Source organism: Halomonas sp. HAL1 (assembly GCF_030544485.1).
GTDB lineage: Bacteria > Pseudomonadota > Gammaproteobacteria > Pseudomonadales > Halomonadaceae > Vreelandella > Vreelandella arctica.
The window spans coordinates 3,067,489-3,093,133 of record NZ_CP130610.1 but is presented as its reverse complement, the minus strand read 5'-3'; the positions used below and the strand labels follow the sequence as shown (position 1 = coordinate 3,093,133).

General features: G+C 53.0%; 21 protein-coding genes. 9 read left to right on the top strand and 12 right to left on the bottom strand.

What is annotated here, in order from left to right; genetic code table 11:
* Positions 1-2 precede the first annotated feature (2 nt).
* Together fghA and mtgA are read left to right on the top strand one after the other, a co-directional pair.
* On the top strand, positions 3-857 hold the full coding sequence (gene fghA / locus Q3Y66_RS14535) for an S-formylglutathione hydrolase (RefSeq protein WP_035586131.1): 855 nt from the start codon (positions 3-5) through the stop codon (positions 855-857).
* A gap of 10 nt (positions 858-867) precedes the next feature.
* On the top strand, positions 868-1,584 hold the full coding sequence (gene mtgA, locus Q3Y66_RS14530; RefSeq protein ID WP_008956359.1) for a monofunctional biosynthetic peptidoglycan transglycosylase: 717 nt from the start codon (positions 868-870) through the stop codon (positions 1,582-1,584).
* A 61-nt stretch (positions 1,585-1,645) separates the two neighbouring features.
* On the opposite strand, the gene Q3Y66_RS14525 is transcribed toward mtgA, so the two are convergent.
* The gene (locus Q3Y66_RS14525; RefSeq protein ID WP_008956360.1) at positions 1,646-2,335 is read right to left on the bottom strand and encodes an EAL domain-containing protein; all 690 of its coding nucleotides are present in this window, start codon (positions 2,333-2,335) and stop codon (positions 1,646-1,648) included.
* Between the two features lie 109 nt (positions 2,336-2,444).
* A complete protein-coding gene (locus tag Q3Y66_RS14520; protein ID WP_008956361.1) occupies positions 2,445-3,383 on the bottom strand; it encodes a DMT family transporter in 939 nt (312 codons plus the stop codon).
* A 145-nt stretch (positions 3,384-3,528) separates the two neighbouring features.
* Between Q3Y66_RS14520 and Q3Y66_RS14515 the strand changes: the two genes are divergently transcribed.
* The 3 genes from Q3Y66_RS14515 (at position 3,529) to Q3Y66_RS14505 (ending at position 6,823) form a co-directional block, all read left to right on the top strand.
* The gene (locus Q3Y66_RS14515; RefSeq protein WP_008956362.1) at positions 3,529-3,921 is read left to right on the top strand and encodes a DUF4168 domain-containing protein; all 393 of its coding nucleotides are present in this window, start codon (positions 3,529-3,531) and stop codon (positions 3,919-3,921) included.
* A gap of 264 nt (positions 3,922-4,185) precedes the next feature.
* The gene (locus Q3Y66_RS14510; protein ID WP_008958175.1) at positions 4,186-6,096 is read left to right on the top strand and encodes a DUF294 nucleotidyltransferase-like domain-containing protein; all 1,911 of its coding nucleotides are present in this window, start codon (positions 4,186-4,188) and stop codon (positions 6,094-6,096) included.
* 1 nt (position 6,097) lies between these two features.
* Positions 6,098-6,823, top strand: coding sequence for a 3'-5' exonuclease (locus Q3Y66_RS14505; RefSeq protein ID WP_008958174.1), 726 nt, complete (start codon positions 6,098-6,100; stop codon positions 6,821-6,823).
* A gap of 70 nt (positions 6,824-6,893) precedes the next feature.
* Here Q3Y66_RS14505 and Q3Y66_RS14500 read toward each other — a convergent pair whose 3' ends face one another.
* The 4 genes from Q3Y66_RS14500 to Q3Y66_RS14485 form a co-directional block, all read right to left on the bottom strand.
* On the bottom strand, positions 6,894-8,534 hold the full coding sequence (locus Q3Y66_RS14500; RefSeq protein WP_008958173.1) for a BCCT family transporter: 1,641 nt from the start codon (positions 8,532-8,534) through the stop codon (positions 6,894-6,896).
* Positions 8,535-8,763: 229 nt separating this feature from the next.
* On the bottom strand, positions 8,764-9,639 hold the full coding sequence (locus Q3Y66_RS14495) for a glycine betaine ABC transporter substrate-binding protein (RefSeq protein WP_008958172.1): 876 nt from the start codon (positions 9,637-9,639) through the stop codon (positions 8,764-8,766).
* Between the two features lie 140 nt (positions 9,640-9,779).
* Complete coding sequence (locus Q3Y66_RS14490; RefSeq protein WP_008958171.1) at positions 9,780-10,607, bottom strand: proline/glycine betaine ABC transporter permease; 828 nt, start codon at positions 10,605-10,607, stop codon at positions 9,780-9,782.
* On the bottom strand, positions 10,607-11,809 hold the full coding sequence (locus Q3Y66_RS14485) for a glycine betaine/L-proline ABC transporter ATP-binding protein (protein ID WP_008958170.1): 1,203 nt from the start codon (positions 11,807-11,809) through the stop codon (positions 10,607-10,609). Before Q3Y66_RS14485 ends, Q3Y66_RS14490 begins: the two co-directional genes overlap by 1 nt.
* 418 nt (positions 11,810-12,227) lie before the next feature.
* Between Q3Y66_RS14485 and Q3Y66_RS14480 the strand changes: the two genes are divergently transcribed.
* Positions 12,228-12,689 carry a hypothetical protein gene (locus Q3Y66_RS14480; protein ID WP_008958169.1) on the top strand — a complete coding sequence of 154 codons (462 nt, stop codon included), beginning with the start codon at positions 12,228-12,230 and terminating at the stop codon, positions 12,687-12,689.
* 162 nt (positions 12,690-12,851) lie between these two features.
* Here Q3Y66_RS14480 and Q3Y66_RS14475 read toward each other — a convergent pair whose 3' ends face one another.
* The 5 genes from Q3Y66_RS14475 to Q3Y66_RS14455 all read right to left on the bottom strand — a co-directional run bounded on the left by Q3Y66_RS14475 (position 12,852) and on the right by Q3Y66_RS14455 (position 18,945).
* Positions 12,852-14,252, bottom strand: a complete 1,401-nt coding sequence (locus Q3Y66_RS14475; RefSeq protein ID WP_008958168.1) for a sigma-54 dependent transcriptional regulator — start codon at positions 14,250-14,252, stop codon at positions 12,852-12,854.
* 11 nt (positions 14,253-14,263) lie between these two features.
* A complete protein-coding gene (locus Q3Y66_RS14470) occupies positions 14,264-15,697 on the bottom strand; it encodes a HAMP domain-containing sensor histidine kinase (RefSeq protein WP_008958167.1) in 1,434 nt (477 codons plus the stop codon).
* A 53-nt stretch (positions 15,698-15,750) separates the two neighbouring features.
* Positions 15,751-16,947 carry a PQQ-dependent sugar dehydrogenase gene (locus Q3Y66_RS14465; RefSeq protein WP_008958166.1) on the bottom strand — a complete coding sequence of 399 codons (1,197 nt, stop codon included), beginning with the start codon at positions 16,945-16,947 and terminating at the stop codon, positions 15,751-15,753.
* Positions 16,948-17,077: 130 nt separating this feature from the next.
* Complete coding sequence (locus Q3Y66_RS14460) at positions 17,078-17,953, bottom strand: AEC family transporter (protein ID WP_008958165.1); 876 nt, start codon at positions 17,951-17,953, stop codon at positions 17,078-17,080.
* 77 nt (positions 17,954-18,030) lie between these two features.
* The gene (locus tag Q3Y66_RS14455; protein WP_008958164.1) at positions 18,031-18,945 is read right to left on the bottom strand and encodes a LysR family transcriptional regulator; all 915 of its coding nucleotides are present in this window, start codon (positions 18,943-18,945) and stop codon (positions 18,031-18,033) included.
* A gap of 189 nt (positions 18,946-19,134) precedes the next feature.
* Here Q3Y66_RS14455 and Q3Y66_RS14450 point away from each other — a divergent pair, with 189 nt between their 5' ends.
* Positions 19,135-21,093, top strand: a complete 1,959-nt coding sequence (locus Q3Y66_RS14450) for a ligand-gated channel protein (RefSeq protein WP_008958163.1) — start codon at positions 19,135-19,137, stop codon at positions 21,091-21,093.
* A gap of 149 nt (positions 21,094-21,242) precedes the next feature.
* Here the strand turns inward: Q3Y66_RS14450 and Q3Y66_RS14445 are convergent, their stop codons facing one another.
* A complete protein-coding gene (locus Q3Y66_RS14445) occupies positions 21,243-23,375 on the bottom strand; it encodes a TonB-dependent receptor (RefSeq protein ID WP_008958162.1) in 2,133 nt (710 codons plus the stop codon).
* A gap of 243 nt (positions 23,376-23,618) precedes the next feature.
* On the opposite strand from Q3Y66_RS14445, the gene Q3Y66_RS14440 reads away from it, so the two are divergent.
* Both Q3Y66_RS14440 and Q3Y66_RS14435 read left to right on the top strand, forming a co-directional pair.
* Positions 23,619-24,602, top strand: coding sequence for an ABC transporter substrate-binding protein (locus tag Q3Y66_RS14440; protein ID WP_139041557.1), 984 nt, complete (start codon positions 23,619-23,621; stop codon positions 24,600-24,602).
* A 74-nt stretch (positions 24,603-24,676) separates the two neighbouring features.
* Complete coding sequence (locus Q3Y66_RS14435; RefSeq protein ID WP_232774508.1) at positions 24,677-25,621, top strand: iron ABC transporter permease; 945 nt, start codon at positions 24,677-24,679, stop codon at positions 25,619-25,621.
* Positions 25,622-25,645: the final 24 nt, after the last annotated feature.

Here is a 25,645-nt window from a genome sequence, read left to right as displayed (position 1 = left end):
CCATGAGCATGAGTGAAACTTTAGAACTGGTGTCTGCTAACCGTAGTTTTGGTGGCTGGCATAAGCGCTACCGCCATTACTCCCGTGCGCTGGATTGCGACATGGTCTTTGCCGTTTACTTGCCACCCCAGGCGGAAAACGAGCGCGTACCGCTGCTTTGGTGGCTCTCGGGGCTAACCTGCAATGACGAAAACTTTATGCAGAAAGCGGGCGCTCACCGTATTGCCGCCGAATTGGGTGTGGCGATTGTCTGCCCTGACACCAGCCCTAGAGGCACGGATTTGCCTGGCGAGCACGAAAGCTTTGATCTAGGTTCCGGGGCTGGTTTCTATGTCAACGCGACTGAGGAGCCTTGGAAGTCTCACTATCGCATGTACGACTATGTGATTGAGGAGCTGCCTTCGGTGGTACGCCAGCACTTTCCGGTGAATGGTCGCGAATCCATTAGCGGCCATTCGATGGGTGGGCATGGTGCGCTGATCCTCGCATTACGTCATCCGGGGCGCTTTAGTTCAGTATCGGCTTTTTCACCGGTGGTGAATCCGATGAACAGCCCATGGGGCCAACAAGCCTTTACTGCTTACCTGGGTGAAGATCAGTCACGCTGGCGCCAGTATGACGCTTGTGAGTTGGTTGCCAACGGCGCATCACGTCAGCGACTGTTTATCGACCAGGGCGAAGCGGATCAGTTCTTAGAAGAGCAGCTTCAGCCAGAGCGTTTGGAAGCCGTTTGTGAGGAGCACGATCATCCGTTAACACTGCGCCGTCAGCCGGGCTACGATCACAGTTACTTCTTCATTGCCTCGTTCATTGAGGATCATCTGCGCTATCATGCAGACCACCTCATGAAGCGTTAAGGATAACTGGATGCTCAATCGTTCGCTGCGCCGTTTTATGCGTCTGCTATGGCGGATTGTATGGCGCGGCGTATTAGCGTTTGTGCTGCTATCAGTCGCGCTGGTACTGCTGTTTCGCGTTGTTCCTCCACCGGGCTCGATGGTGATGGTTGAGCGCAAAATACAGAGTTGGATCCATAGTGAGCCGATTCGGATACAGCGCGAGTGGCGCGGTTGGGATTCTCTCTCTGACAACGCCAAACTGGCAGTGATTGCCGCAGAGGATCAGCGCTTTCCACACCATAGTGGGTTTGATCTTGTCGAATTACGCCGCGCGTTGCAGGCCAGTCGGGACGGCGGAAGGCTACGCGGTGCCAGCACCCTGAGCCAGCAAACGGCGAAAAACGTGTTTCTATGGACCGGCCGAAGCTGGACGCGCAAGGGGCTAGAGGCGTGGTTCACGCTGCTGATTGAGATACTTTGGAGTAAGCAACGTATTCTTGAGGTTTATCTCAATGTCGCTGAGTGGGATCGCGGCGTGTTTGGATTGGAGGCAGCGGCTAAGCACTATTTCGGCGCCTCTTCCCATTCCCTGACCGAGCGCCAAGCCAGCTTGTTGGCCGCTATTTTACCCAGCCCGTTAACGCGTAGCGCCGCAAGGCCCGACGCCCAGGTTGAGCGGCGCAGCCAATGGATACGCCAGCAGATGCGTAACTTAGGCGGAGCTGATTATCTGCAACAACTATAGTTTAGGATGCTGATATAAAAGCATCTATAACCGATTTGGTCATGGTCTTTATTCACATGACCTAATCGTATTTGGCGTGGTCAATTTCCGTCAATGCCTCTAAATTTGGGTAGGAAAAGTAGTAGCCTTGCTGCATCGGAATGCCCAGTTCAACTAGGCAGCGAGACTCTTCACGGGTTTCAACGCCCTCAGCAATTAGTGGTATTCCCAATGTGCTGGCTAGCGCCACTAGGCTACGGAGTATGGCTTGGCGACGCTTATCGCTATTGCATGTCATTACCAGGTCGCGGTCAAGTTTCAGTGAATCTGGCTGCAGGTCGGTCAATAGGTCAAGGTTGGCATAGCCATTACCAAAGTCATCTAACGAGGTGGTAACCCCCATTTCGCGGTAACTTTCGATAATTCTGCGCAAATGTCCACGATCGGTAACTCGCTCAGTTTCGGTTATTTCGAAATTGAGCCGCTCGATAGGCCAGCCAATACGGTGCGCTGTTTCAAGGGTGGCTTGCATGCACGCTCTTGGTTCGTAAACCGCATTGGGAAGAAAGTTGATAGAGAGCTTTTCCTGCATACCTAGTTCACTGGCTAGCTCTATAGCTTTAATACGGCACGCCTGGTCAAAACGGTACATCAAATCTTGAGTTACTTGCTCAAGTATTGAAAAGGCAGATTCACCATTGGGCCCGCGCACTAACGCTTCGTAGTAAATAATTTCTCGCTGACTAACATCGACGATTGGTTGAAATGCCATCGTAAATGCAAAAGGTACCGGTGAATCGCAACGGTTACAGTGTCCGTTCACCCTGGCACAGTGGTGTTGTGCTGACATGTTTATCCAAACCCTGGTCTACAAAACCTTGTTATCGTTTAGTCATCCCATGAGCGGGTTTTCGAATCACCATCACTACCCCAGTGATGGCAATCACCATTCCCGCAAGCCCCAGTAGGGGTAGACGTTCGTCAAACAGCCACCACGCCTGAAGCGCCGTGACCGGTGGCACAAGATAAAAAAGACTCGCTACCCGCGAGGCTTCCCCCTTTTTAATCAAGGCCATAAGTAACAGGATAGCGGCAATTGAGAGAATCAACACCAGCCAAGCAAGGGTTAGTATAAAAGTACTACTCCATTCCACCTGGCGTGTCTCAAATAGCAGTGCGCCACTCCCTAGTAGGACACCTGCCGCCAAGTATTGGATAACCGCCCCAGAAAGCAGCGGCATAGTGGTGCAATATCTTTTCTGATAGAGCGTACCCAACGAAATGCCCATTAATGCGGCGGTGACGCACAGTAAAGCGCTAATGCCGAAGCCATCAAAGAGGGATTCACCAATCTCTAGCTTACTGCCGAGGACTAAGCAGATTCCGATTAAACCCAGGCTTAACCCCACCCACTGAAGCCGTGTCAGCTTTTCCCCTAATAGTGGTCCGGCAAAGGCGGCGGTCAAAAGCGGTTGAAGACCGACAAGCAGCGCCGCTAGCCCGGCCGGCATGCCTAAGTAAATGCCATAGAAGACGCCACCCAAGTAGGCACCGTGGACTAGAAAACCCGATATGGCGATATGTGACCATAACCTAGGCGATGATGGCCAAGGAATGCGCATTAAAAGTGCCAACGGGATTAACAGCAGTAGGGTCAGCACGAAGCGTATGAACAGAAATGTGAAGGGTTCAGCATAAGGCAGGCCAAATTTGGCGCCAATAAAGCCTGTGCTCCAGAGAAGAACAAAAATAGCGGGCATAGCCGCCAAGCCGGCAGAAGAGAGGTCATTGTATTTTAAGCTATTGAATTTGCTGGTCATTATTTTTCCGTGGTGGCGTGTTTAAATCATCTTTTTGATACATATGGTTCTTTTTGTTACTAACTTTTACATAATAAATTGAACCTGCTCGAAAACAGCGCGTCACACTGGGCACATACATAACGCAATATTGAGGTTTATTACTATGCAACGTATGACTGCTCTGTTCTCTGCTGCCCTGCTCGCTACTGGTCTAATGACGGCTACCGCTCATGCCCAACAAGAGCAAGGCTCGACACAAGATCCAATGGCAACCCAGCAAGCAGCACCTGCCCAGGATTTTTCTGACGATCAGCTCCAGCAGTTCGCCGATGCTTCTCAAGAAATTGCGGTTATTTCTCAAGAATATACCCAGCGTCTGCAGGAAGCGGAAGATGAATCAGCGCAGCAGGAAGTGCGCACTGAAGCTAATGACCGCATGATCGAAGTGGTCGAAGACAGCGGTTTAGATGTTGATACCTTCAATGCAATTGGTCAATCTATTCAGCAAGACCCAGAAATGATGCAGCGTGTTCAGGAAATGGCTAGCCAATCCTAAGCTGGGTCATTGATATCAGCTGATAGCTTTCTAGTGTAGCTAGTTTACTAAATTAATTAGCCACGTAACTATCAGTTCGGCTTCGGCCACCAAAGCCCGGTGCTTATCGCATCGGGCTTTTTCATGTCGGCTTTTCAATGATGAATTTTTTCAACAAGGTCATCTTAAAGTGCATCGTGGGTTTACCTTACCTAGCCTACCCGCCACACTTTACGTTATATGTTGATTATTCAGTCAATTGACCGGCAAGCCTAAGGAGTCCGTATGGATGTCGAACTGCTAGAAATACGCCAGCATATGGGGCGGTTTCCCCCGTTTGATGGGCTGTCGGATGATCTTCTCGATGCCATCGCAGAACAGGTAGAAGTGAGCTATTTCAAAACCGGTAGTAGTATTTTAGAACTCAATGAGACATTAAGTGACCTTTGCTATATTCGTAGTGGCGCTGTAGAGGTCTATCGTAGTCAGGGAGAGTTATATAATCGCCTGGGCGAAGGCGATATTTTCGGTCACTTCAGCCTGCTGCGTAACCACAAAGTGCGTTTTCCAGCTCAAGCGATTGAAGATACTTTAATCTACTTTATCCCTAACGCAGTCTTCCAACGTCTGTGTGAAGAAGATGACCATTTTGCTGATTTTGTTGAGTTAGAGCGGCCGCGACTAGAAACCGCCGCCGAGCAGCAAAAGAAATCCAACGACATGATGGTCACGCGGATACGCAAATTGCTGACTCGTTACCCGGTAATGGTCGAAGTCTCGACAAGCGTTCAGCAAGCCGCCCAGCAGATGAGCGAAGCCCAAGCCTCTGCGCTATTGGTATTGAAAGAGGGGAGTGACAACCCACGCTTCAGCTTCCAAGACAGCGAAGGTCAAACTTGGCAGATGTGTGGAATTTTAACCGATAGTGATTTTCGCACTCGCGTTGTGGCTGAGGGGTTATCGCCACAAACCACGGTGGGCGAAGTGGTTTCCTCACGCTTAATTACCATTCAATCAGATGCCTCGGTCTATGAAGCCATGCTGACGATGCTTCGCAGTAACGTGCATCATCTGCCTGTGCTCTATCGACAGCGTCCGGTAGGCGTCGTGCATCTTTCCGATATCATTCGTTATGAAACTCATAGCGGCCTCTATCTGGTTAGTAATATTTTTAACCAATCCAGCGCTCAAGGGTTAGCACGCTTAGCGCCGGATGTTCGTGCGGCGTTTGTACGGATGGTGCAAGAGGGAGCCAATTCTCAGATGGTGGGTAGCGCGCTTTCCACCATCGGGCGTAGCTTTACCCGCCGACTGCTAGAAATGGCCGAAGCGGAACTAGGTCCGCCGCCAGTGCCTTACTGCTTTATGGTCAATGGGTCCATGGCACGTAATGAGCAGAGCATTGTTACCGATCAAGACAATGCGCTGATCCTCTCCGATGAGTTTGTTCCCGAACAGCACGACGTTTACTTTCACGCCTTGGCGAAAATTGTTAGCGATGGTTTGGACGCCTGCGGCTATACCTATTGCAAAGGTGACGTGATGGCGACCAATACGCAGTGGCGCCAGCCACTAAGTGTTTGGAAGCGCTATTTTCAGGATTGGATGGCCAATCCGACGCCAGAAAGGCTGCTACACAGTTCGATATTTTTTGACCTGGATAGCTGCTATGGCGAAGACCACTATGTAGAAACGTTGCAAGACCTGATTGCTGAAACGGCACCCAAATCGCCGCTATTTTTAGCCGCCATGGCGCGAAATGCCTTAAACCGTACACCGCCGTTAGGATTTTTCCGCACCTTTGTTATGGAGCAGGACGGCAAGCATAACAACTCCATCAATCTAAAACGCCGGGGCACCGCACCGATGGTGGATTTGGTACGTATCCATGCCTTGGCGTGCGGCTCCAAAGCGCAGAACTCTTTCCAGCGTTTGAATGACATTGGAAATACCCAGTTATTAGCGACCGGGATGAGTGAAAAATTGAGCTATGCGTTTGAGTTTCTATGCATGTCACGGCTTCGCCATCAAATGATCGACCTGCAAGAAGATCGTCTACCGGATAACAATATCGAGCCTGAGAATGTCGAGGATAGCGAGCGCCACACCCTGAAAGACGCTTTCCAGGTGCTTAGCAATGCGCAAAAATTTCTGAAGTTTCGCTACCCGATGCCCGCTCAGCGGCAGGGGCGCTGAAATGTTTGGAATACGACCACGTCAGAAAATCACTCAGGCCGATTGGGCGGGCTATATGGCCCAGCGGGCGCAGCAAGCCGACAGTGCGGCGATCCAACAGTTTTTCAGTACTCCACTGCCTGACCCGGAAACCCCGATTGCCGAGGTGCCCATGGTGGCACTTGATATGGAAACCACCGGGCTGGATGAGCGACGTCATGCCATTGTCAGTATTGGTCTTGTGCCGTTTACCCTTAATCGCATTAAGCTTGCCGAGCGGCGCTACTGGGTGGTCAATCCTTCACGGCCACTGGCGGAAGCTTCGATTGCCTATCATCACATTACCCACTCGGAGATTGCCCAGGCGCCAGATTTAGAAGTGATATTGGATGAGGTGTTAGCGGCGTTAGCGGGTCGATTAGTCGTCGTTCACTTCCGCAATATCGAGCGGCCTTTTTTAGATGCCGCTGTCAAAGCTCGCCGTGGGGAAGGGGTGCTGTTTCCGATGATCGATACCATGTCGCTGGAGGCGCGGCTCCATCGCCAAACGCTTTGGGCGCGTTTTCGTCGCTGGTTGGGTCGTCCACCGGTTTCGATACGTTTGCACGCTAGCCGCGAACGCTATGGTTTGCCCGCTTATCAAGGACATCACGCCCTGGTGGATGCGCTGGCGACTGCAGAGTTGCTACAGGCGCAAATTGCTACCCATTACCGGCCTGATACACCCTTAAAAGATATTTGGTGTTAAAGGCTATCAACAAAAAACGGGCAACCCAGTGGGTTGCCCGTTTGCTTTACGGAGTAAGTATACCGAAGGCTTAAACCGCTTTTGGCTCGCTCATCAACCCTTTGATAATGGCATAACACGCCACTAGCAATATGATGGTGAACGGGAAGCCTGTGGATACAGCCATGGTCTGGAGTGCCGTTAGACCACCGCCGAGCAGTAGCGCAATGGCAATCGCGCCTTCAATGATTGCCCAGAACACGCGCTGTGGTTTCGGCGCATCGACCTTACCGCCTGCCGTAATCGAATCGATCACCAGCGAGCCGGAATCAGAGGAGGTCACAAAGAAGATAATCACCAAAACGATCGCAATGAACGATGTGATTTGTGACAGCGGCAGCTGCTCCAGCATGATGAAGAGCTGCAGGTCGACGCCAGCGTCACGTACGGCTTCAATACCGTGACTGACATATTGGTCAATGGCGGTGCCGCCGAAGGTGGTCATCCACAGTACTGACACCACAGAAGGCACTATCAATACGGATATCAGGAACTCGCGAACGGTACGGCCACGCGATACCCGTGCGATAAACATGCCGACGTACGGAGACCAGGAGATCCACCATGCCCAGTAGAAGGCCGTCCAGCCTTGACTAAAGTTGGCATCTTCACGGCCAAATGGATTTGATAGCGCAGGCAGGTGAACTGCATAGTTCCACAGGTTCTCAAAGAAGCCGGTGGCAATCAGCAGCGTAGGGCCAACCGCGATCACAAAGAACAGCAGCATCGCCGCTATCACAATATTGATCTTGGAGAGCAGCTGCACGCCCTTGTCGACACCCGCTAGAATGGAGCCAATCGCGATGATCGTGATACCAACGATCAGCAGGATCATGGTGATATCGCTTTCCGGTGCGCCGAACAAGTAGGTAAGGCCCGCAGCGGCCTGAGTGGCACCTAGGCCCAGTGATGTGGCTAGGCCAAATAGAGTAGCGAAGACGGCCAGAATATCAATTAAATGGCCTGGCCAGCCCCAAACACGCTCACCCAAAATTGGGTAGAACACTGAACGCATGGAGAGCGGCAGGCCCTTATTGAACGAGAACAGTGCCAGCGAAAGCGCCACGACCGCGTAAATTGCCCAGGGATGAAGGCCCCAGTGAAAGATCGTGGCAGCCATGCCTAATGCAGCCGCCCCTGCGGCATCTCCCTCGGCGCCCGCCAGCGGAGCCCAGTCTCCACCGTCAAAGGATGTGCCAAAGTGAGTCAGCGGTTCATTGACGCCGAAGAACATCAGTCCAATGCCCATACCTGCGGCAAACAGCATTGAGAACCAGCCCATATAGGTAAAATCAGGCTTGGCATCGGCACCACCAATGCGGATTTTACCTAAGGGAGAGACAATCAGGCCTAAGCACAAAATGACGAATATATTAGCGGCTGAAATAAAGAACCAAGCTAGATTGCCGGTCAAGAAGCCGAAAATGGCGTCATAAATAGGCGCAATAGTGTCTTGTAGCGCGAGTGTTAGCACCACAAACAGCAATACTACGACTGCCGAAATGCTAAACACCTTGCCGTGCAGGTCAAGATTGAGACCCATGGAATTCGTGGTGATGTTGTCTTGCCCGATGACATAATCGGTGTCAATCAGATTCGCCGCACCCTCTGGGGCAGGTATGCCTTCAGAGACCTGCTCTTCAGGGGGGCGTTTATCGTCGTGGTTATCCACTGGAGCCTCTCTATTTCGATCAAGGTATGTCGATCAAAAGATGTTGAACAAAAACCAAAATGTGGCCATCAACCAACATTGCATGGCGTGCGTTAAGGCGCACAATAGCAAATCTGTTAAAACAGTGTTCAACGTATTGTGAACCATAGCGCTTAATACGTTACTTAAAACGGTACTTACAACGACAACAGAGGGCCGAAGCCCCCTGTCATAGCTTGCTCGTATGGTTTTAGCTATCGAGCCACTGTTCCACTACATCTTGGTTATCTTCAACCCACTGCTTTGCATTTTCATAGGGGTCGCTGCCATCTTCCTGGTTCATCAGCATGACTTCCCCCATCTGCTCTGGCGTCCATTCGAAAGCATCGAGAATGGCATAGGCTTCTGGCATGTCATCTTCCAGGCCTTCGCGAACCGCGGTATGGATCTGCTCTGCGCCACCGTAGACGTTTTCAGGATCTTCTAGGTATTTCAGGTCAAAGCGGGCGAACATCCAGTGAGGCGTCCAACCGGTAACAACAACGTTTTCTTCGTTATTAATGGCACTCGACAGCGCTGCCGTCATTGTGGCGCCACTACCGCTACGCAGTTCCAGGTCAAGGTCATAGGTATCCACAACCTCTTCGGACAGCGACATTAAGCCTGCGCCGGGGTCAATACCGATGATCTCGTTATTAAAGCTGTCAGCATTATCGTTAAGGTCAGCAATGGAGTCGACGTCGGTGTACTCAGGTACAACGAGGCCTAGCTTGGTGCCGTCCAGGTTGGGACCCAGGTCTTCTATGCTATCACCCAAGCGTTCCATGTAATCGGCGTGAGTGGTTGGCAGCCAAGCTGCAACGATCGCATCCGCATCGCCAGAAGAGAGCGCTTGGAACATGGCAGCAGCAGAAAGTGAGGTGAGATCCACCTCATAGCCTGCTTGCTCAAGTACCGCGGCAACGACGTTGGTGGAAGCAACTTCAGATGACCACTCGACGTAGGCCAGATTAATGGTACCTTTCTCTTCCTCGGCTTGCGCTGCACTGCTGATAGCGACGCCTGTGCCGGCCAACAGTGCCAGTGAAGCAATACGGATACGGAGGTTCAATGTGCGATGTTTCATTCACTTTCTCCCTTGGGTATACATTTATTAATGTGTCAATCTGCTGCCAAACACAGCATGGTTAGCCAGAAGCGACTTAGCAAGCGATTGGCTCAACACAGTCGCTTTTGCCGTTTTGCTTAATTGATGCGTTTTCCCGATTATCGGGTCTTTCTCAGTGACTGCGTCAAGCGGTCAAGCAGCATGGCTAGAATAACCACTGCAATGCCCGCTTCAAAACCATCGCCAGGACGCAGACGTTGAATAGCGCGCCATACTTCGCTGCCCAAACCATCCGCACCGATCATGGCGGCAATCACCACCATGGAGAGCGCCAACATAATGGTCTGGTTGATACCCGCCATGACAGTGGGTAATGAAAGCGGCAGCTGCACTTTAAACAGTTTCTGACCCCGCGTAGCGCCATAAGCATCCGCGGCTTCGATAAGCTCCACAGGAACCTGACGAATACCCAGCGTGGTAAAGCGAATCGCTGGTGGCATCGAGAAGATGACCGTCGCAAAAATTGCTGAGACGGAGCCAATGCCGAAAAACGGAATCGCGGGAATCAAATAAACAAACGCTGGCATGGTCTGCATAAAGTCCAGAATCGGCATAATGACCCGGTAAAGCCGATTGGAGAGCGCCGCCGCAATGCCTACAGGTAACGCGATGACCACAGCCACCATGGTAGCGAACACTACCAGCGTAAGCGTCTCAATCATCGGGTTCCAGAGGCCCAGGTTCCAAATCAGAGCCAACCCGGCGACGGCGCCGATTGCTAAACGAGAGCCCGCCAGCTTCCAGCAGAGCAGGGCTATCAAGCCGAGCAGTGCCCACTCAGGCAGCCACATGAGGCTGTCGTTTAAAAAATCAATGCCGGTTTGAGTGAAGCGTGAGATGCCACGGGTAACCAGGGAGTATTCGCTGGTCAACCAGGTCAGGCCGCTTTCAATCCAATCACCTAGCGGGATGCGTGGGATTTCCATTATTGCTCTCCTGCTCGTGCCAGTTCATCAAGTACTGCGCCTTTTACCACCACGCCAAGCAGTTGCTCTTGCTGATCAATCACGGCAATAGGGAAGCTCTTTTCACTAAACATGGCAAACAGGTTATGCAGCGGCTCATCCATAGGGACTTTGCGGAAATCTTGGGTTAAATAGGGAATGATTGAGTCAGCCCCTTCTTCAATCGCACGGCTAGCGGCATCCACCTCCAGCAGGCCAAGCAGACGACGGTCGCGATCAACGACATAGATAGAGTCGATAGTGTGGTCGCGCATACGGTGCAGTGCGGTACGTGGCCCATCGCTTTCGCGGGCGGTGGTGCGTAGCGGACGCATGGCGCTTTCAGCGGTCAGAATACGTGACCGATCAACCCCTTCGATAAAGCGCCGCACGTAGTCATCCGCAGGTTTGGTCAGAATTTCTTCCGGCGTGCCGATCTGCACCACTTCACCATCTTTCAGCAGGACGATGCGATCGCCAATGTTGAGCGCCTCATCTAAGTCATGGGTGATGAAGACGGTGGTCTTTTGCATTTTGGATTGCAGTTGCAAAAGCTCTTGCTGCATGTCTTTACGAATCAGCGGGTCGAGTGCGGAGAAGGCTTCATCCATTAACAGCACGGTGGCATCGTTGGCCAATGCACGGGCTAGGCCAACGCGCTGCTGCATGCCGCCGGAGAGTTGATTGGGGTAGGCGTCTTCCCAGCCCTCCAAGCCAACCTGTTTCAGAGAGTCATGAGCAATCTTGTGCCGTTCTGCTTTCTCTACGCCGCGAATTTCCAAACCGAACTCGGCGTTTTGCTGCACAGTGCGGTGAGGAAATAGCGCGAAATTCTGAAACACCATAGAGAAGTGGCGGCGACGGCACTCCAGCAACGCTTTCTCTTTCAGCGTCGGGATATTTTCACCGTCGATGACGATCTCGCCTTCGGTCGTTTCAATCAGGCGGTTAAGGCAGCGAATCAACGTCGACTTGCCTGACCCTGAAAGCCCCATGATAACCAGCAGTTCGCCTTCATAGACATCAAACGAAATATTCGATAGCCCCAGCGTCTGGCCTGTTTTCTCCAGAATTTCCGGGCGCTTCATTCCCTGGTTACGTAGCTCGATTGCTTTTTGAGGGTGCTTGCCAAAGACTTTGCTTAAGCCGCGCACTTTAATTTTGACGGGTCGTGTCTCGTCCATCGGCGGTGCCTTTTTGTTGAGCAGAATGAATGTGCATTGATGGCAGCGTTAGCCGCGGCACAACGTCATTCATAAAAGAAAAGATAACTTGTGTTGGTTAATTTATTAATAATTATTATACATAGGTAGGGCCTGTGTGTCACAACGGCTCGCTCAACGGGGCAATTAACGCTACATGTGTCATTTTTTACCCACCTGATTTCGAGCAGCTGCCTTCGATGCTGATATTTATCATTTTTTAACGTTATGATTTTAAAAGATTTTTTTTCTTTGTTCGTAAATTGGCACGTTAAATGAATGTGCTTAATAGCCGTGACACTATTTGTATAAGACAAATTTTCATTTAACCAAGTAAACGTTTTATTAATTGCATGTTGCAGAGTAGAGATTAACGGTCTCATCAATGGAGGTGGGTATTATGGATAATCAACATGACCAAATTGAAAGTCAGCAAGCTACCAAGCGCCCACGTTGGTTAACGCTGTGCATGATGGCAACCGCAGCAAGTGTCATCGTATTGGCTGGTTGCGGCGATAATGAAGAGCCGGCGACACCCACGGAAGAGCCGTCTCCGTTGGAGCAAGATGCCACCACTGAGCCTGAGCCGAGCATGAGTGAAGAGCCTGCAATGGAACAGGATTCAGGTTCAGAAGGATCTATGACGCAAAGTACAGGCGCTGAATCTGAAGCGCCTATGTCTGAAGAGAGCATGTCAGAAGAGAACATGCCTGAAGACACAATGGATGAACCCGCCACGGGGACAATGAACCCCGAAGAAGATGAAGCGGGTTTCGGTGAAGGCACTGACCCGATGCCGGGCGACAGTGAAGATACAGATGCCACCCCAGATGACGATGATGAGGAAACCAGTAATCAGTAATGGCTAGTCATTAGTAATTGTTAGTGTACCGCTCCCTACGATGGTAAATCGCATCAGCTGTCTGTTCCCTGCGGCTGCTCCACACGGTTTGCCATCCTTTTCGCCCCCGCGCCCGCGGGGGTTTTTTTAATCCTGTTTAATCAGCTAGCAGGGTCGCGTCAATTACTCTTCATTATCTTCAAGGCGGCGGTAGAGTGTTCTGCGCGCGATGCCCAGCACCTCTGCCGTGCGCCGCTTATTGCCACCTGTGGCTTCCAAGACTTTGTTAATATAGCGTTTTTCGACTTCTTCCAAGCTGGGCCAGCGAATCGGCGGCGGGACTGGCAGTTGGCCTCCCGCGAGCAGTTCGCCACTGACGGAAGGCACTATAGGTGTGCCGGCTTCAACCGTTGATTGCTCCCGCAGGCGCTCGGGTAAATCCTTGTGGCTTAGCGAGCCATCTTCGCTCAGCGTAACGCCGCGCATAATGGCGTTTTCCAATTCGCGAACGTTGCCGGGGTAGGCGTAATTGAGCAAATTATTGAGTGCTTCGGGTTCGATTTGCTCAATCTGCTTGCCCTGTGCCTCAGAGTGCTTATCGATAAGGGCAAAAACAAGGTGCTCGATATCGGTGCCGCGCTCACGCAGCGGCGGAATGCGAAGCGAAAAAGTTTCCAACCGGTAAAAAAGGTCGCTACGGAAGTTACCTTGCTCTATCTCTTTTTCTAGATTGCGATGGGTCGCAGCAATGATACGCACATCCACCGGCTCTTCGCGCTCGCCACCCACTGGGCGCACGGTTTTCTCCTGCAGGGCACGCAATAATTTAGCCTGCAGATTAATCGGCATCTCACCAATTTCATCTAAGAACAGGCTGCCGCCCTGGGCGCTTTGAAATAGCCCTTTGCGCGCTTCGCTAGCGCCGGTAAAAGCGCCTTTTACATGGCCAAAGAACTCACTTTCCATCAAATCGGCGGGAATGCTCGCGCAGTTAACCGGTACGAAGGGCTGGTCGTTACGCGGGCTTTCCTGATGAATGGCGCGAGCAAGTAGCTCTTTACCCGTGCCGCTTTCACCTAATATCAGTATGGGAGCGTCGCTCTTGGCAAGGCGGGAGGCGTCATGAAACAGCGCCTGCATGACCTGGCTTTTACCCACAATGCCATGGAAGTGACTGATCTCTGAATCATGAGAAACGGCTAAACGCTGCCGTTCAAGCACACGAAAAACGGCTTCCCGAATAGCATCCAAATCGAGTGGTTTGGTTAAAAAATCGTCAGCGCCGAGCTTTAATGCCTCGACCGCCTGATCAATGGTACCAAAGGCGGTAATCACGATAATGCCCAACTCACTGCCCGCTTGGCGGAGTTGCTGAAGTAACTGTATGCCTGTCATACCCGGCAAACGTACGTCGGTAATTACCAGCGAGACGGTGGTGTGGCTCAATAAGGCAATAGCTTCTTCAGCGCTAGGGACGCCCAGCGTGGTATAGCCTGCATCCTGCAGTTCTTCCTCTAATAACTCACGTATAGCGGCGTCATCTTCCACCACCAATAAAGGTAAAAGGTGTTCCTGATGGGTCACAAACGTTGTCCTCACGCGGATGCGGTTTCACTAAGGGGTAGTGTAATTTCAAAACCAGCGCCACCAAGGACGCTGTCAAACACGCCGATCGTGCCGCCGTGGTCGTTAATAATGCGATGCACCATAGAGAGCCCCAAACCACTGCCTTTGCCGACGGGTTTGGTGGTAAAAAATGGATCGAACACTTTATGATGATGGGAGTTGGGTATGCCCGGGCCATCATCTTCTACCCACAGTATTAATTCGTGTTCTTGCTGTTGGGCTCGTACCCTGATGCGGCTTACTTCGGGCGCTTGCGCCGCATTTCTGAGTAAATTGGTCAGCACCTGAATAAGCTGCTGACCATTGGCGATTAAGTTGGGTGTCGGTGACGGTAATTCAATGTCTAGACGAATGTTGCGTGGTTCAAGCTCCTCTTCAACCAAATCGCTGGCACTTATAATAAGCTGATCGAGTGCTAACTCGCCTTTCTCTACGTTATGTTGACGGCCTAATTCCATCAATTGACGCACAATTTCAACGATGCGCTCCACTTCGCCGCGAATACGCCCGAGCCTTGCTCGCTCGTCATCACCAATCACATCGCGGCGAGCCAGGCGTTGAGCTTGACCATTGATTACCGTTAGCGGTGCACCTATTTCGTGGGCTACCCCCGCTGCAAGAACGCCTAGTTCGGCTAGTTTTTTCGATTTGCGTAGACGCTTTTCAAGCTCTATTTCACGCCGCTGGCGGTCTTCGATTTCTTGGTCTTTCTCTGCCATCGCGTCCAGCATGCCATTTAACCCAGAGGCGAGGCGGCGATATTCGGTAGGGCCGTCTTCGGTGGCGCGCTGGCTGCGGTCACCATCTTCCACCAGTAGCATTACGTGCAGTAGCCGATTAAGCGGGCGCTCGATATGGCGGCGAAACCCCCACCAAATACTAAATACAATCCCTGCAGCGCCGACCACAAATACCAACACGGCCACAATGCTAATAAAGCCAGTATAGCTATTGAGCCGGTTAACCTGCAGCACGCCATACACAGTGCCATCTTGTGAGCGCAGGGGGGGCAACGCAGAGTAGTAATTCCAGCCATCGTGCTGTCGATAGTTGCTATATAAATCATCGCGCTCAATGACTTGCTGAATTTCTTCCCGGCTGAAAATGTCTTTGCCAAGGCCTAGACCGTAAATGTCGCGCCCGTCGGTATCGAATACATAGGCGCCATAAATGCGGTGGAACGAGAACGCCGATTGTAGCGCTTCTTCGAGCGGGGTGCTGCTGTCCGGCGTGACCGCGTAACTCAGCGAAGAGCTCAGCGTGCGGGTAATAATCTCTACTTCCGTTTGTAGCTTTGAGCGTACGTTATCCTCAAGCGATTTAATGGCGACTAAGCTAAACACCACTAGGACGACGAAAAGCGGCACAATTACCGTTAAAATTATTAAATTGCGTAGTCGCATGCGGCGCCCATAGTGGTGTTAATACATTTTAGTATCAGCAAATGCGTGAGGCGTTACTGATTCGTTGGCGCCAAGCGATAAAGACCACCCTGAGGGGCATCGGTAAGCAGATAGATGGCATCGTCCGGACCTTGGCGAACATCACGAATACGACCAATGTCCCCGTTAAGAATCAGCTCCTCTTCGGCTACGTTACCATTCTCTAAGCGCAAGCGAAGTAGCTTTTCACTGCCGAGACCGCCAGCCAATAAATTACCTTTCCACTCGTCAAACGCGTCGCTAGTCACTTCTGCAAGCCCGGCGGGTGCAAAGCGGCCTTCAAACACATATACCGGGTTCACCATGCCGGGCAGTGAGTCTTCGCCAATCGGTTCATTGGTGGCGTAGTCATTGCCCTGGCTGACCTCTGGCCAGCCATAGTTATTGCCTGCTTCGATATGGTTAAGCTCGTCGCCGGTTCGCGGGCCGTGCTCGGATACCCAAGCTTGGCCGTTACTCAACACGGTCATGCCCTGAATATTGCGGTTACCCATGGTATAGATTTCGTCCAGTGTGGCGTCGTCGTCTACAAAAGGGTTGTCATCAGGCACGCCGCCGGTGGCGGTAAGGCGCAATGTTGAGCCAGCGTGATCATCGCTTGCTTGGGCGCGAGGCGGCTCGCTACCGCGGTCGCCAATGCTCATTAGCAACGTGCCATCAGGTAGCCAAGCGAGTCGCGAGCCATAATGGCGGCCAGGCCCAGAGGCGCGATCCTGTTCAAATAAGTGTTCTACCTCACCCAGTTCGTCGCCCAGCCATTGTACGCGTGATAGCGCCGAACGCGTGTTATTGCCATCGGGCTTGCTCCAGGTGAAATAAATCCAGTCGTTGTCACCCGCGCCATTGCCACCTTTGAAATCAGGGTGCAAAACGATATCTAACAGGCCGCCTTGGCCTTGCGTGCTGACGTCTGGCATGCCTTCCAGGGAGCGTGTTTCGCCACTTTCGGGGTCAACAAGCGTCAGTTGCCCGCTGCGTTCACTGACCAGCGAGCGCCCATCGGGTAAAAACGCAACCGCCCAGGGGTGTTCGAAACCCTCGGCGATACGCTCAATAGAAAGGGTTAAATGCTCAGTTTCAAGCGACGCCTGAATCACTTCTGCGTTCGCGTTGTTCATCGTAGCCGCCAGTATCAACCCGCTAATCCCCGCTACTCGAATCCCCGGCGCGAGCCAGTGGCGGGTAGAGTGACTCTTATTGGTATAATGCATAGCGTGCCCTCTGTGATGTTAATGCCCGTTATCATTAGTACCCGTTATTAATAACAGTCTAGCAGTGACTCTTCACTCACGTCGGGGTTCCGCTAAGAGTGCTTAAACGGCGTTATTGAAAGAAGCGGGCTTACATGAGTATGGCGAGCAGCACCGGTATATAAACCAACGCTAGCAGCGTTGAGCAGAACACCAGGCTGGCAACATAGACAGGTTCGCGCTGAGCGCGTTGCGCAAATAGATAGTTAAATACCGCCACGGGCATACACATCTGCACCACTAAAATGCTTTGTGCGAGGGGGGGAAGGCCCACCCAGCCAGCGATCAACCAAGCGGCTACCGCAGCAAGAGGGATGCGCACTAAGCTAAACCCTAGCCCCGAACGCAGGTTTTTGACCTTGATGCTGGCCAGTGAGACGCCCAGCGTAATCAGCATTAGCGGTACTGTGAAACCGGACATTAAATCTACTGTGTTCGCCAACCAGGGCGGTAGCGAGGTGCCGGTCAGCAACAGCGCCATAGAAATAAGAATGGCGTAAACGGTGGGTGTTTTAACGAGGGTTTTGAGTGGATTACCTTGGCTATTAAGGACAGCGCCCAGGGTGAATTGAAATAACGAGACGGTAACCATCACCGTGATGCCATAGGCAAAGCCTGCACTGCCAAAAGCGTAAAGCACCACCGGTAAGCCCATGTTGCCGGTATTAGGGTACATCATGGGAGCAATTAACACCCGCCAGCTGCGGCGCAACAGTTTCGCGACCAGAAAGGTCGCGGCCCCCATGGTGAGAATCACCAACGCGGCGGCCAGCATTGTCTGGCCAAAGGTGGTGGCATCAATGTCGGCGCCTGCCAGGGACGCTAATACCAGTGACGGTGTTCCGATGTTAAATACCAGACGGGTAATGAAGTCGACCGGGTAAGGGTGGCCTAAGCGTACCCATAAATAGCCAAGCCCTGCACCGGCAAGTACGGGCGCCATGACGGCAAAAAGTTCGGCAAGCATTGACTGTCCTTGGCAATAATTAAGCGCCTATTGTCGTTAATAAGCGGGCTAACTGGCAAGGTAAACACTTAATGGGTCTATGCAGCGGCGGTGGACGTACGCCACTGGGCGGGCACTTGGCTGCGCAAAAACTCCAACAGGGCGTGAGTTCGGCGTGACTGGTGGCCATAAGCGTAAAGCAGCGTGATCGGTAAAGGGGCTGGCTCCCAGTCACGCAGGCAGTTAATCAGCTCGCCCGGATGATGCTGTTCACGTTTGGCGGTTAGCCAGTGAGCGAGTAGGCCAATGCCCTGGCTACGCGCGATGGCATCAATATGCAGGGCGGTGAGATCCACCCTTAACCGTGAGCGGGGCGGGTTAAAGGTGTACTCGCCGTGTTCAGGATGTGAGAGCAGTAGCCCATTTGGCGCTGAGTTCAACAGGTCTATCCATGCATGCTGATTAAGTTCTTCGGGGTGCTTTGGCATACCAGCCCTTTCTAAATAGCGGGGGCTGGCATATAAACCACGGGTTAAATACCCCAAGCGCTCCTGATTAAGCCCGCACTCATGCGTTGGCCCCAACCAAACATGCACGCTATTACTGTGCATTTTAGTCGGCGGCGTTTCACGAGTGTGTAGTGTTAGTTCTACCTTGGGGTGCCGGTTCAAGAAGGCATCAATGGCGCTAGCTAACCAACTACGCGCTAAGGCACCGTGTACCTCAAGGGTTATTTCACCGCTGATCTCCTCTCGCAGCTCCGCCAGCGCCTCCTGGCTATGGGCTGCCATCGCCAAAAGCTCAGTGCAGTAGTTGTGAAACAGCAGCCCAGCTTCCGTGGGGATTAAGCGGTTGGCTTGGCGTCTTAGCAGCGGCTGGTTAAGCCGAGCTTCCAGTTGGCTGATGCGTCGGCTTAGGGTCGATTTGGCTAAACCGAGCGTTTGCGCGCTGCGGGTCAAGCTGCCCGTGGTCATTACATCGGCAAAAGCGGTGAGTTCGTCAAAGTCATACATGGTCAGGCCCACGGGCAAAGGGTGAGGCTTAATTGTGCCACTGTTTGGTGAGAATGAAAATAATAGGCATTTGTGTTCCGCTTAGCTGAACGCACTGTCTCACCTCATTATGTAAAGAGTGTGCAAAAATACAAATGCTAATAATTCCCATTTGTGGGGAAATTGCTCACTTACATGAAGGACTTTTCTATGTCTCCCTGTTTGCGCCGAACGCTGCTGGCAAGTGCTATCTCTACTCTTTTCAGCGGCACCCTATGGGCACAAGAAGCGCCACGGCTAGATGATATGGTGGTGACTGCCTCCGGCTTTGAACAGTCAGTTTCGGATGCGCCAGCGTCTATTAGTGTGATTTCACGCGAGGAATTGGAAAGGGGCCACTATCAAGATGTTACCGATGCGCTGCGCCATGTGCCCGGTGTGATCGTGACCGGTGGCGGCGCGGGGGATAACGGCCACGATATCTCTATCCGCGGCATGCCCTCCCAATACACGTTGATACTGGTGGATGGGCGCCCGCAAAATTCTCGTGAGTCTCGGCCCAATGGTAGCGCCGGTTTTGAACAGGATTGGCTGCCGCCATTGCAGGCAATCGAGCGTATTGAAGTGGTGCGTGGGCCAATGTCGACGCTCTACGGCTCCGATGCCATTGGCGGTGTGATTAACGTGATTACCCGCAAAGTTGCCCAGGAGTGGCACGGTAATGTCCAGCTCGACACGGTACTGCAAGAGAGCAATGATTCTGGTGACAGCCGCCAAGCCAATTTTTATCTGAGTGGGCCATTAATAGATGATCGGTTAGGTCTCCAACTCTATGGTCGTACCTCACGGCGCGACGAAGACAACATCATTAACGGTTACGAAGATAAAAGCCTGCAAAGCCTGACGGCACGGTTCAGTCTTGCCGCCTCGGATAACCACGACTTTACCGCTGAAGCCGGGATTACCGAGCAGGAGCGACAATCGCTAATGGGTAACTCGGCGCCCTCAGAAGGCTGCCGAGGTGGCTGCACGGATAGCTTCAACGATTATACTAACCGGCATGTTGCTCTGACCCATAGCGGCCGCTTTGATATTGGCACCAGCGAAAGCTTTGTCCAGCGGGAAACCAGCGAAAACCCATCGCGGGAAATTGAGATCACCAACACCACCGCTAAAACCAGCCTGGTGATGCCGCTAGGCGCGCACATGCTCACTCTGGGTGCGAGTTACGAAGAGGAGTCGCTGGACGATTACCAAACCAACCAGATATCTGATCGTACCCACGTAGAGCAGCAGCAGTGGGCTCTGTTTGCAGAAGATGAGTGGCTGCTGACCGACACTTGGGCGTTGACCGGCGGCATGCGGTTAGACGATGCCGAGAATTACGGTAGTCACATCAGCCCGCGGCTCTATAGCGTGTGGAACATGACGCCGGACTGGACGTTAAAAGGCGGAGTTTCCACCGGCTTCCGTTCGCCTAACCTGCGCGAAGCCACTGCTGACTGGGGGCAAATCAGCCGAGGCGGTGACGTTTACGGTAACCCGGATTTAGAACCAGAAACCTCGCTCAATAAGGAACTGGCGCTGCTGTATGCCAATGACGCCGGGCTAAGTGGCGGTATCACACTGTTCCATAATGACTTTAAAGATAAAATCACCCGTATTGCCTGCCCCGAAGGTGTGTGTGCCGATGAGCCCAACCAGTTCGGCAGCGATCCTCCTTATCGCATCAACATTGATGAAGCGGTCACTCAAGGGGTAGAGGCAAGCGTAGCGGCGCCGCTAAGCGAGGCGGTTGAACTAACAGCCAGCTACACCTTTACCGACAGTGAGCAGAAAAGCGGTGAGTACGCAGGCGAGCCGCTCACACAGCTGCCGCGCCATCAGGTATCGGCCACGCTAGATTGGCAAGTCTCGCCCAAGCTGCGCCAGTGGACCAAAGTGACCTACCGCGGTGAAGAGAGCCAGCCCAATACCGGCCCCTCACAAAGCGCTATCGTGGCACCTTCCTACACCTTTGTAGATGCAGGCGTTGGCTATCAGCTAAATGAAACAACGCAGCTCAACGCAGGCATCTACAACCTGTTCGACGAAGCGATCGATTACGACGAGTACGGCTATGTGAAAGATGGCCGCCGGGTTTGGCTAGGCCTTAACGTCGCGTTCTAGATATTACGTTCAAGCAATCAGCGCACTGCAGCGGCTATCCAGCGATAGCCGCTTTTTTGGCTAAGAAAAGTGCACATTAATAAACAAAAAAGCCCCGGCGCATGGCCGGGGCGGAAATCAGCATTGAAACAGTAGCGAGCTGAAACCGATTAAAACTCGTAACGGGCGGACAGCCACAGGCGGCGGCCTTCCTCACTATTGGCGTATACATTGCCAAAGCTAGTGCCATCGCCATAGGCGCGGTAATCAACAAAGTCTTTATCAAACAGGTTGTAGATCGTGGCGCTGAGGTTAAGGCTATCGGTCACCGCGTAATTACCGCCCAGGTGAAACAGCGAGTAGGCTTTAAAATCACCTAAATCATCATAGGAAGGGGCGCCCCGAACGCTTTCGCGATTACGGTAGCGCTCGCTGCGGTATTCCGCTGAGAGCCATGTATCCAGTTTCGCAGTGGTTTGCCAGCGCAGCGTGGCATTGACCGCGTGCTCTGGGGTATCGGTAAGCGGATCGCCTTCATTTTCGCCGCTTTGCTGTTCACTATCGGTATAGGTGTAATTGGCATTCAAACGCCAATCGGGATTGAACTGATAGCTCGCGGCTAGCTCGATGCCCTGGGTGATGGCTTCATCAATATTGATATCTTGGCCATACAGACCGTCGGGAATCAGCGGATCGTTTTCGATCAAGATATCGTTGCCACTGGCGATCTTGTCGTCAAACTGATTGTAGAACAGCGTCGCGCTGGCGGTGAAACCCTGTTGATTATCGTAGTGAGCGCCGATCTCGCTGCTGGTGCTGGTTTCCGGCTCCAAGTCAGGGTTACCGATGGTCAGCACGGTACCCTGTCCGGTGACACCATTAATGCCAGCGTGCAGCGCATTAAGCGTTGGGGTCTTATAGCCGCGGCTAACACCGCCTTTTAGCGTCCACTCCGGGGTAGTATTCCAAACCAAGTAGCCGCGTGGGCTGAACTGGCTGCCAAAAGCATCATGGTGGTCATAGCGACCGCCTAAGGTAAGGGCTAAATCGTCTTGTAGCAGCCACTCGTCTTCAGCAAATAGCGACCAAGTGGTTTGCTCGAAAGTTTCCCCTGCAAGGCCGTCATCGAGTTCCGCATCCCACCACTGCATTCCAACCGTGGTCATATGATTGTCTAACGGCATGATGAACTTGCTATCGAGTACCGTATTCGTGGTCTCGAGTTCGCGCGGGTCGCCACCGACAATGCCTGGAAAACCGTCGTAAGCTTCACCGATTGCACCTGGCATGGTGCGCCCTTTGGTTTCGGTAGTGTTGCGCATTAGGCTCGTTTCCAACGTGCCTGATGCAAAACGCCCCGTGTGACCAATCGCGACTTGTTCACGCTCAAAGCGCAGTTCGTCAGAGTAGCCAAATGCTTCGCCTGGTTCCGGGTCGCAGCTACGAGTGCGTCCGTCAAGCGTGCCTAGCTGGCATTCATCGTTGTTATAGCGCTGTCGATTGACCTCACCATCCATCCAGAGATCATTGTTGTCATTAGGCGTCCAGGTCAGCTTGCCGCCCAGGTTGTAAATATCGCCCTCCACCGGGCTGGGGCCGCGCTGGCTTACTTCAATCGGGTCACCGTTCTCGTCGCTATAGACAAGCTCGGAGGCGTCGCGCTCATAGAAGCGTCCACGTAGTTGAAGACCCAGTGTGTCTGCCACTATTGGGCCACTGGTATAGAGGTTGATTTCCCGGCGGTCGCCAAAGTCACGATCCTGGTTAAAGGTATTCTCGATGCCCACCGAGCTCGTCCATTCACGGCCAACACGGCGGGTAATAATGTTGATGACACCGCCCATGGCATCGGAGCCATAAAGCGTCGACATCGGCCCACGAATAACCTCAATGCGCTCGATGCTGGATACGGGGGGGAAGAAGCTGGTCGAGGTTTCGCCAAAGCCGTTAGGCGTAACGCTGCCCGCCGCATTCTGACGGCGTCCGTCGATCAGTATCAATGTGTAGTCGCTCGGCATACCGCGGATGCTGATATTACTGCCACCCGTTTTACCCACTTGGCCACCTACATCGACGCCTTCAATATCGCGCAGGGCATCGGCAATGCTAGTGACACGCGTGCGCTCAAGCTCCTCACGTGAGATCACCGAGATGCTGGCCGGGGCGTCTACCATGGCTTGCTCAAAGCCACTGGCAGATACCACCATGTTGTCTAACTGAGCGGTTTCTTGCGCATAAGCACCCGAAGAGAAAGCGGCTAGTGCAATGGCACTGGTTAAAGTGCGACGAGTAAAGTCTTGCATGAAGGACCCCTTGGTAATAATTTTCGATTGCTAATGATATTTATTATCAAATAGGGCTGAGAGTCTAAAAAGAAAAGTTCCTATTTGCGATGCAAAATTGAGGAACGTTTTGTTGCATAAAATGAAACGTATAAACGGTCGATGGGTTGCAAGAAGTGGAACGCAAGATTCTATTGAATAATAGTGCAGGCGCTTTTGAGAATCGTTACTATCTATGCCAATGTTTTGTCTTGAGAGAAAGCTATGTGGGTTAAAACGACATCAAAAATGGGCAGCCATACCTCGATTCACACTAGGAGCTGGCGTCTCAACATTGCCAGCACGCTATTGTGTGCCTTGATCGTCACTGTTTTAGGGTCAGCTACCGCGCAAGCCCGTACATTGGAAACCGCTTTTGGAGAAGTAAACGTTGAGGGAACCCCGGAGCGCGTTGTAACGCTGTACGAAGGTGCGTTGGATGCCGCCGTGGCGGCAGGCGTTAACCCGCTAGGTGCCGTTACCACCCGTGGTGGCGATAACGTGGCGGGCTACATTGAAGCGCATCTTGGCGAAAATCGCCCCGCTATCATGGGCGTGGTGCGCGAGATCAACATCGAAGCCGTGTTGGCGCAGCAACCGGATCTAATTCTGGCGCCCGCCCAGCTGTCTGATGAGCAGTACCAACTGCTGTCACGTATTGCGCCCACCGTGGTGCCACCGACCCAGCCACTTGCACCGGATAACTGGAAAGACGAAGCCCGCCTTTACGGTGAAGCGCTTAATCGACAAGAGGCGATTGCAGAGGCCATTGAGGACGTGGAACAGCGCGCTGCAGAAGTGGCCGAGGCAGTGGAGGCCGCAGGCGTTGGTGGCAGTACGTTTTTGGTTCGCTGGATGCCCGGTGGCCCAATGGTCATGTCGCAAAACCTCTTCTCAGCAGGACTTTTAGCCCAAGCCGGCTTGGATGTTCAGGACGGCGGATTGGTGGGTGAGCGGGGCGTGCATAGCGATGTGCTTAGCTTGGAAAACCTCTCACAAGTGGACGGTGGCTGGCTGTTCCTGGCAACGCTAAACGAAGACGGCCAAGCAGCGTTGGAGGCGGCCAAACAGAGCAGTGCCTTTACGCGGCTTAATGTCGTGCAGCAAGAGCGAGTGGTCCCGGTAGACGGCCAGCTATGGACCAGCGCCAACGGACCGCTGGCCGCGCAAGCAATCCTTGATGATATAGAGGCGGCGCTATTGCCGTGACAGTTCCATCTTCTGCAACGACTAACCTCCGTACCCATCCGCGTACGCTGATACTGCTACTCCTCACCGCCTTAATGGCGGTGAGCCTCGTTAGCCTACTGATTGGCGCGGGAAGTGTTGGCCCCGGTCGGGTGTTGGCGCTACTTTTCGGTGCCCAGGATAGCGAAGCGCATTTTATCGTGTGGGAGCTGCGCGCACCGCGAACGTTAATCGGCATCGTGGTGGGGATGGCGTTAGGGGTGGCGGGGGCGCTGTTGCAAGCGGTGGCCCGCAACCCGCTGGCTGAGCCGGGGCTTTTAGGCGTTAGCGCAGGAGCTGCCTTTGCCGTGGCGCTGGCGCTAGTGCTCGGCGCCAGTGCCGCTACCTTGCGTATTTCAGTGGCGCAGCTAGGTGCGTTGGTGGGCTGCGTATGTGTATTGAGCGTGGCGCGCTTTCGTGGCGTAGGCAATGACCCTATCCGGTTGGTGCTCGCCGGGGCTGCGTTTTCTGGGCTGCTGGCCTCACTCACCTCATTGATACTGCTTTATGATCAGCGCGCCGCGGATGAAATTCGTTTCTGGGTGATTGGCAGTTTGGCAGGCCGCCGCTTAGACGACTTGCTAGCGGTGCTGCCTAGCATGTTGGTTGCGGCTGTGGTCGTCATATTGACCGCCCGGCCATTAGCCGCGCTGGCCTTAGGTGAGCGGGTTGCGTCGGGATTAGGTCACCACCCTAACCTTATTCGCTGGCTGGTCGTGGCCTGTGTGGCGCTATTGGTTGGCGCGGCCACTGCTATCGCCGGGCCAATCGCCTTTGTCGGGCTGGTGGTGCCGTTTGTTGCACGGGCCTTTGCCGGGCCTGATATTCGCCGCACGCTGCTGTTTTGTCTGCCCATTGGGCCACTGATCGTGTTAGCCGCCGATATCATTTCGCGTGTTGTGGTCGCCCCTTCAGAGTTACCGCTGGGCGTACTCACTGCGCTATGCGGTGCACCTGTATTGATAGCGGTCGTGCGTGCGCGCCGCTTACCGATGTTATGAGCTGGTTCATGAAAACCACATCAA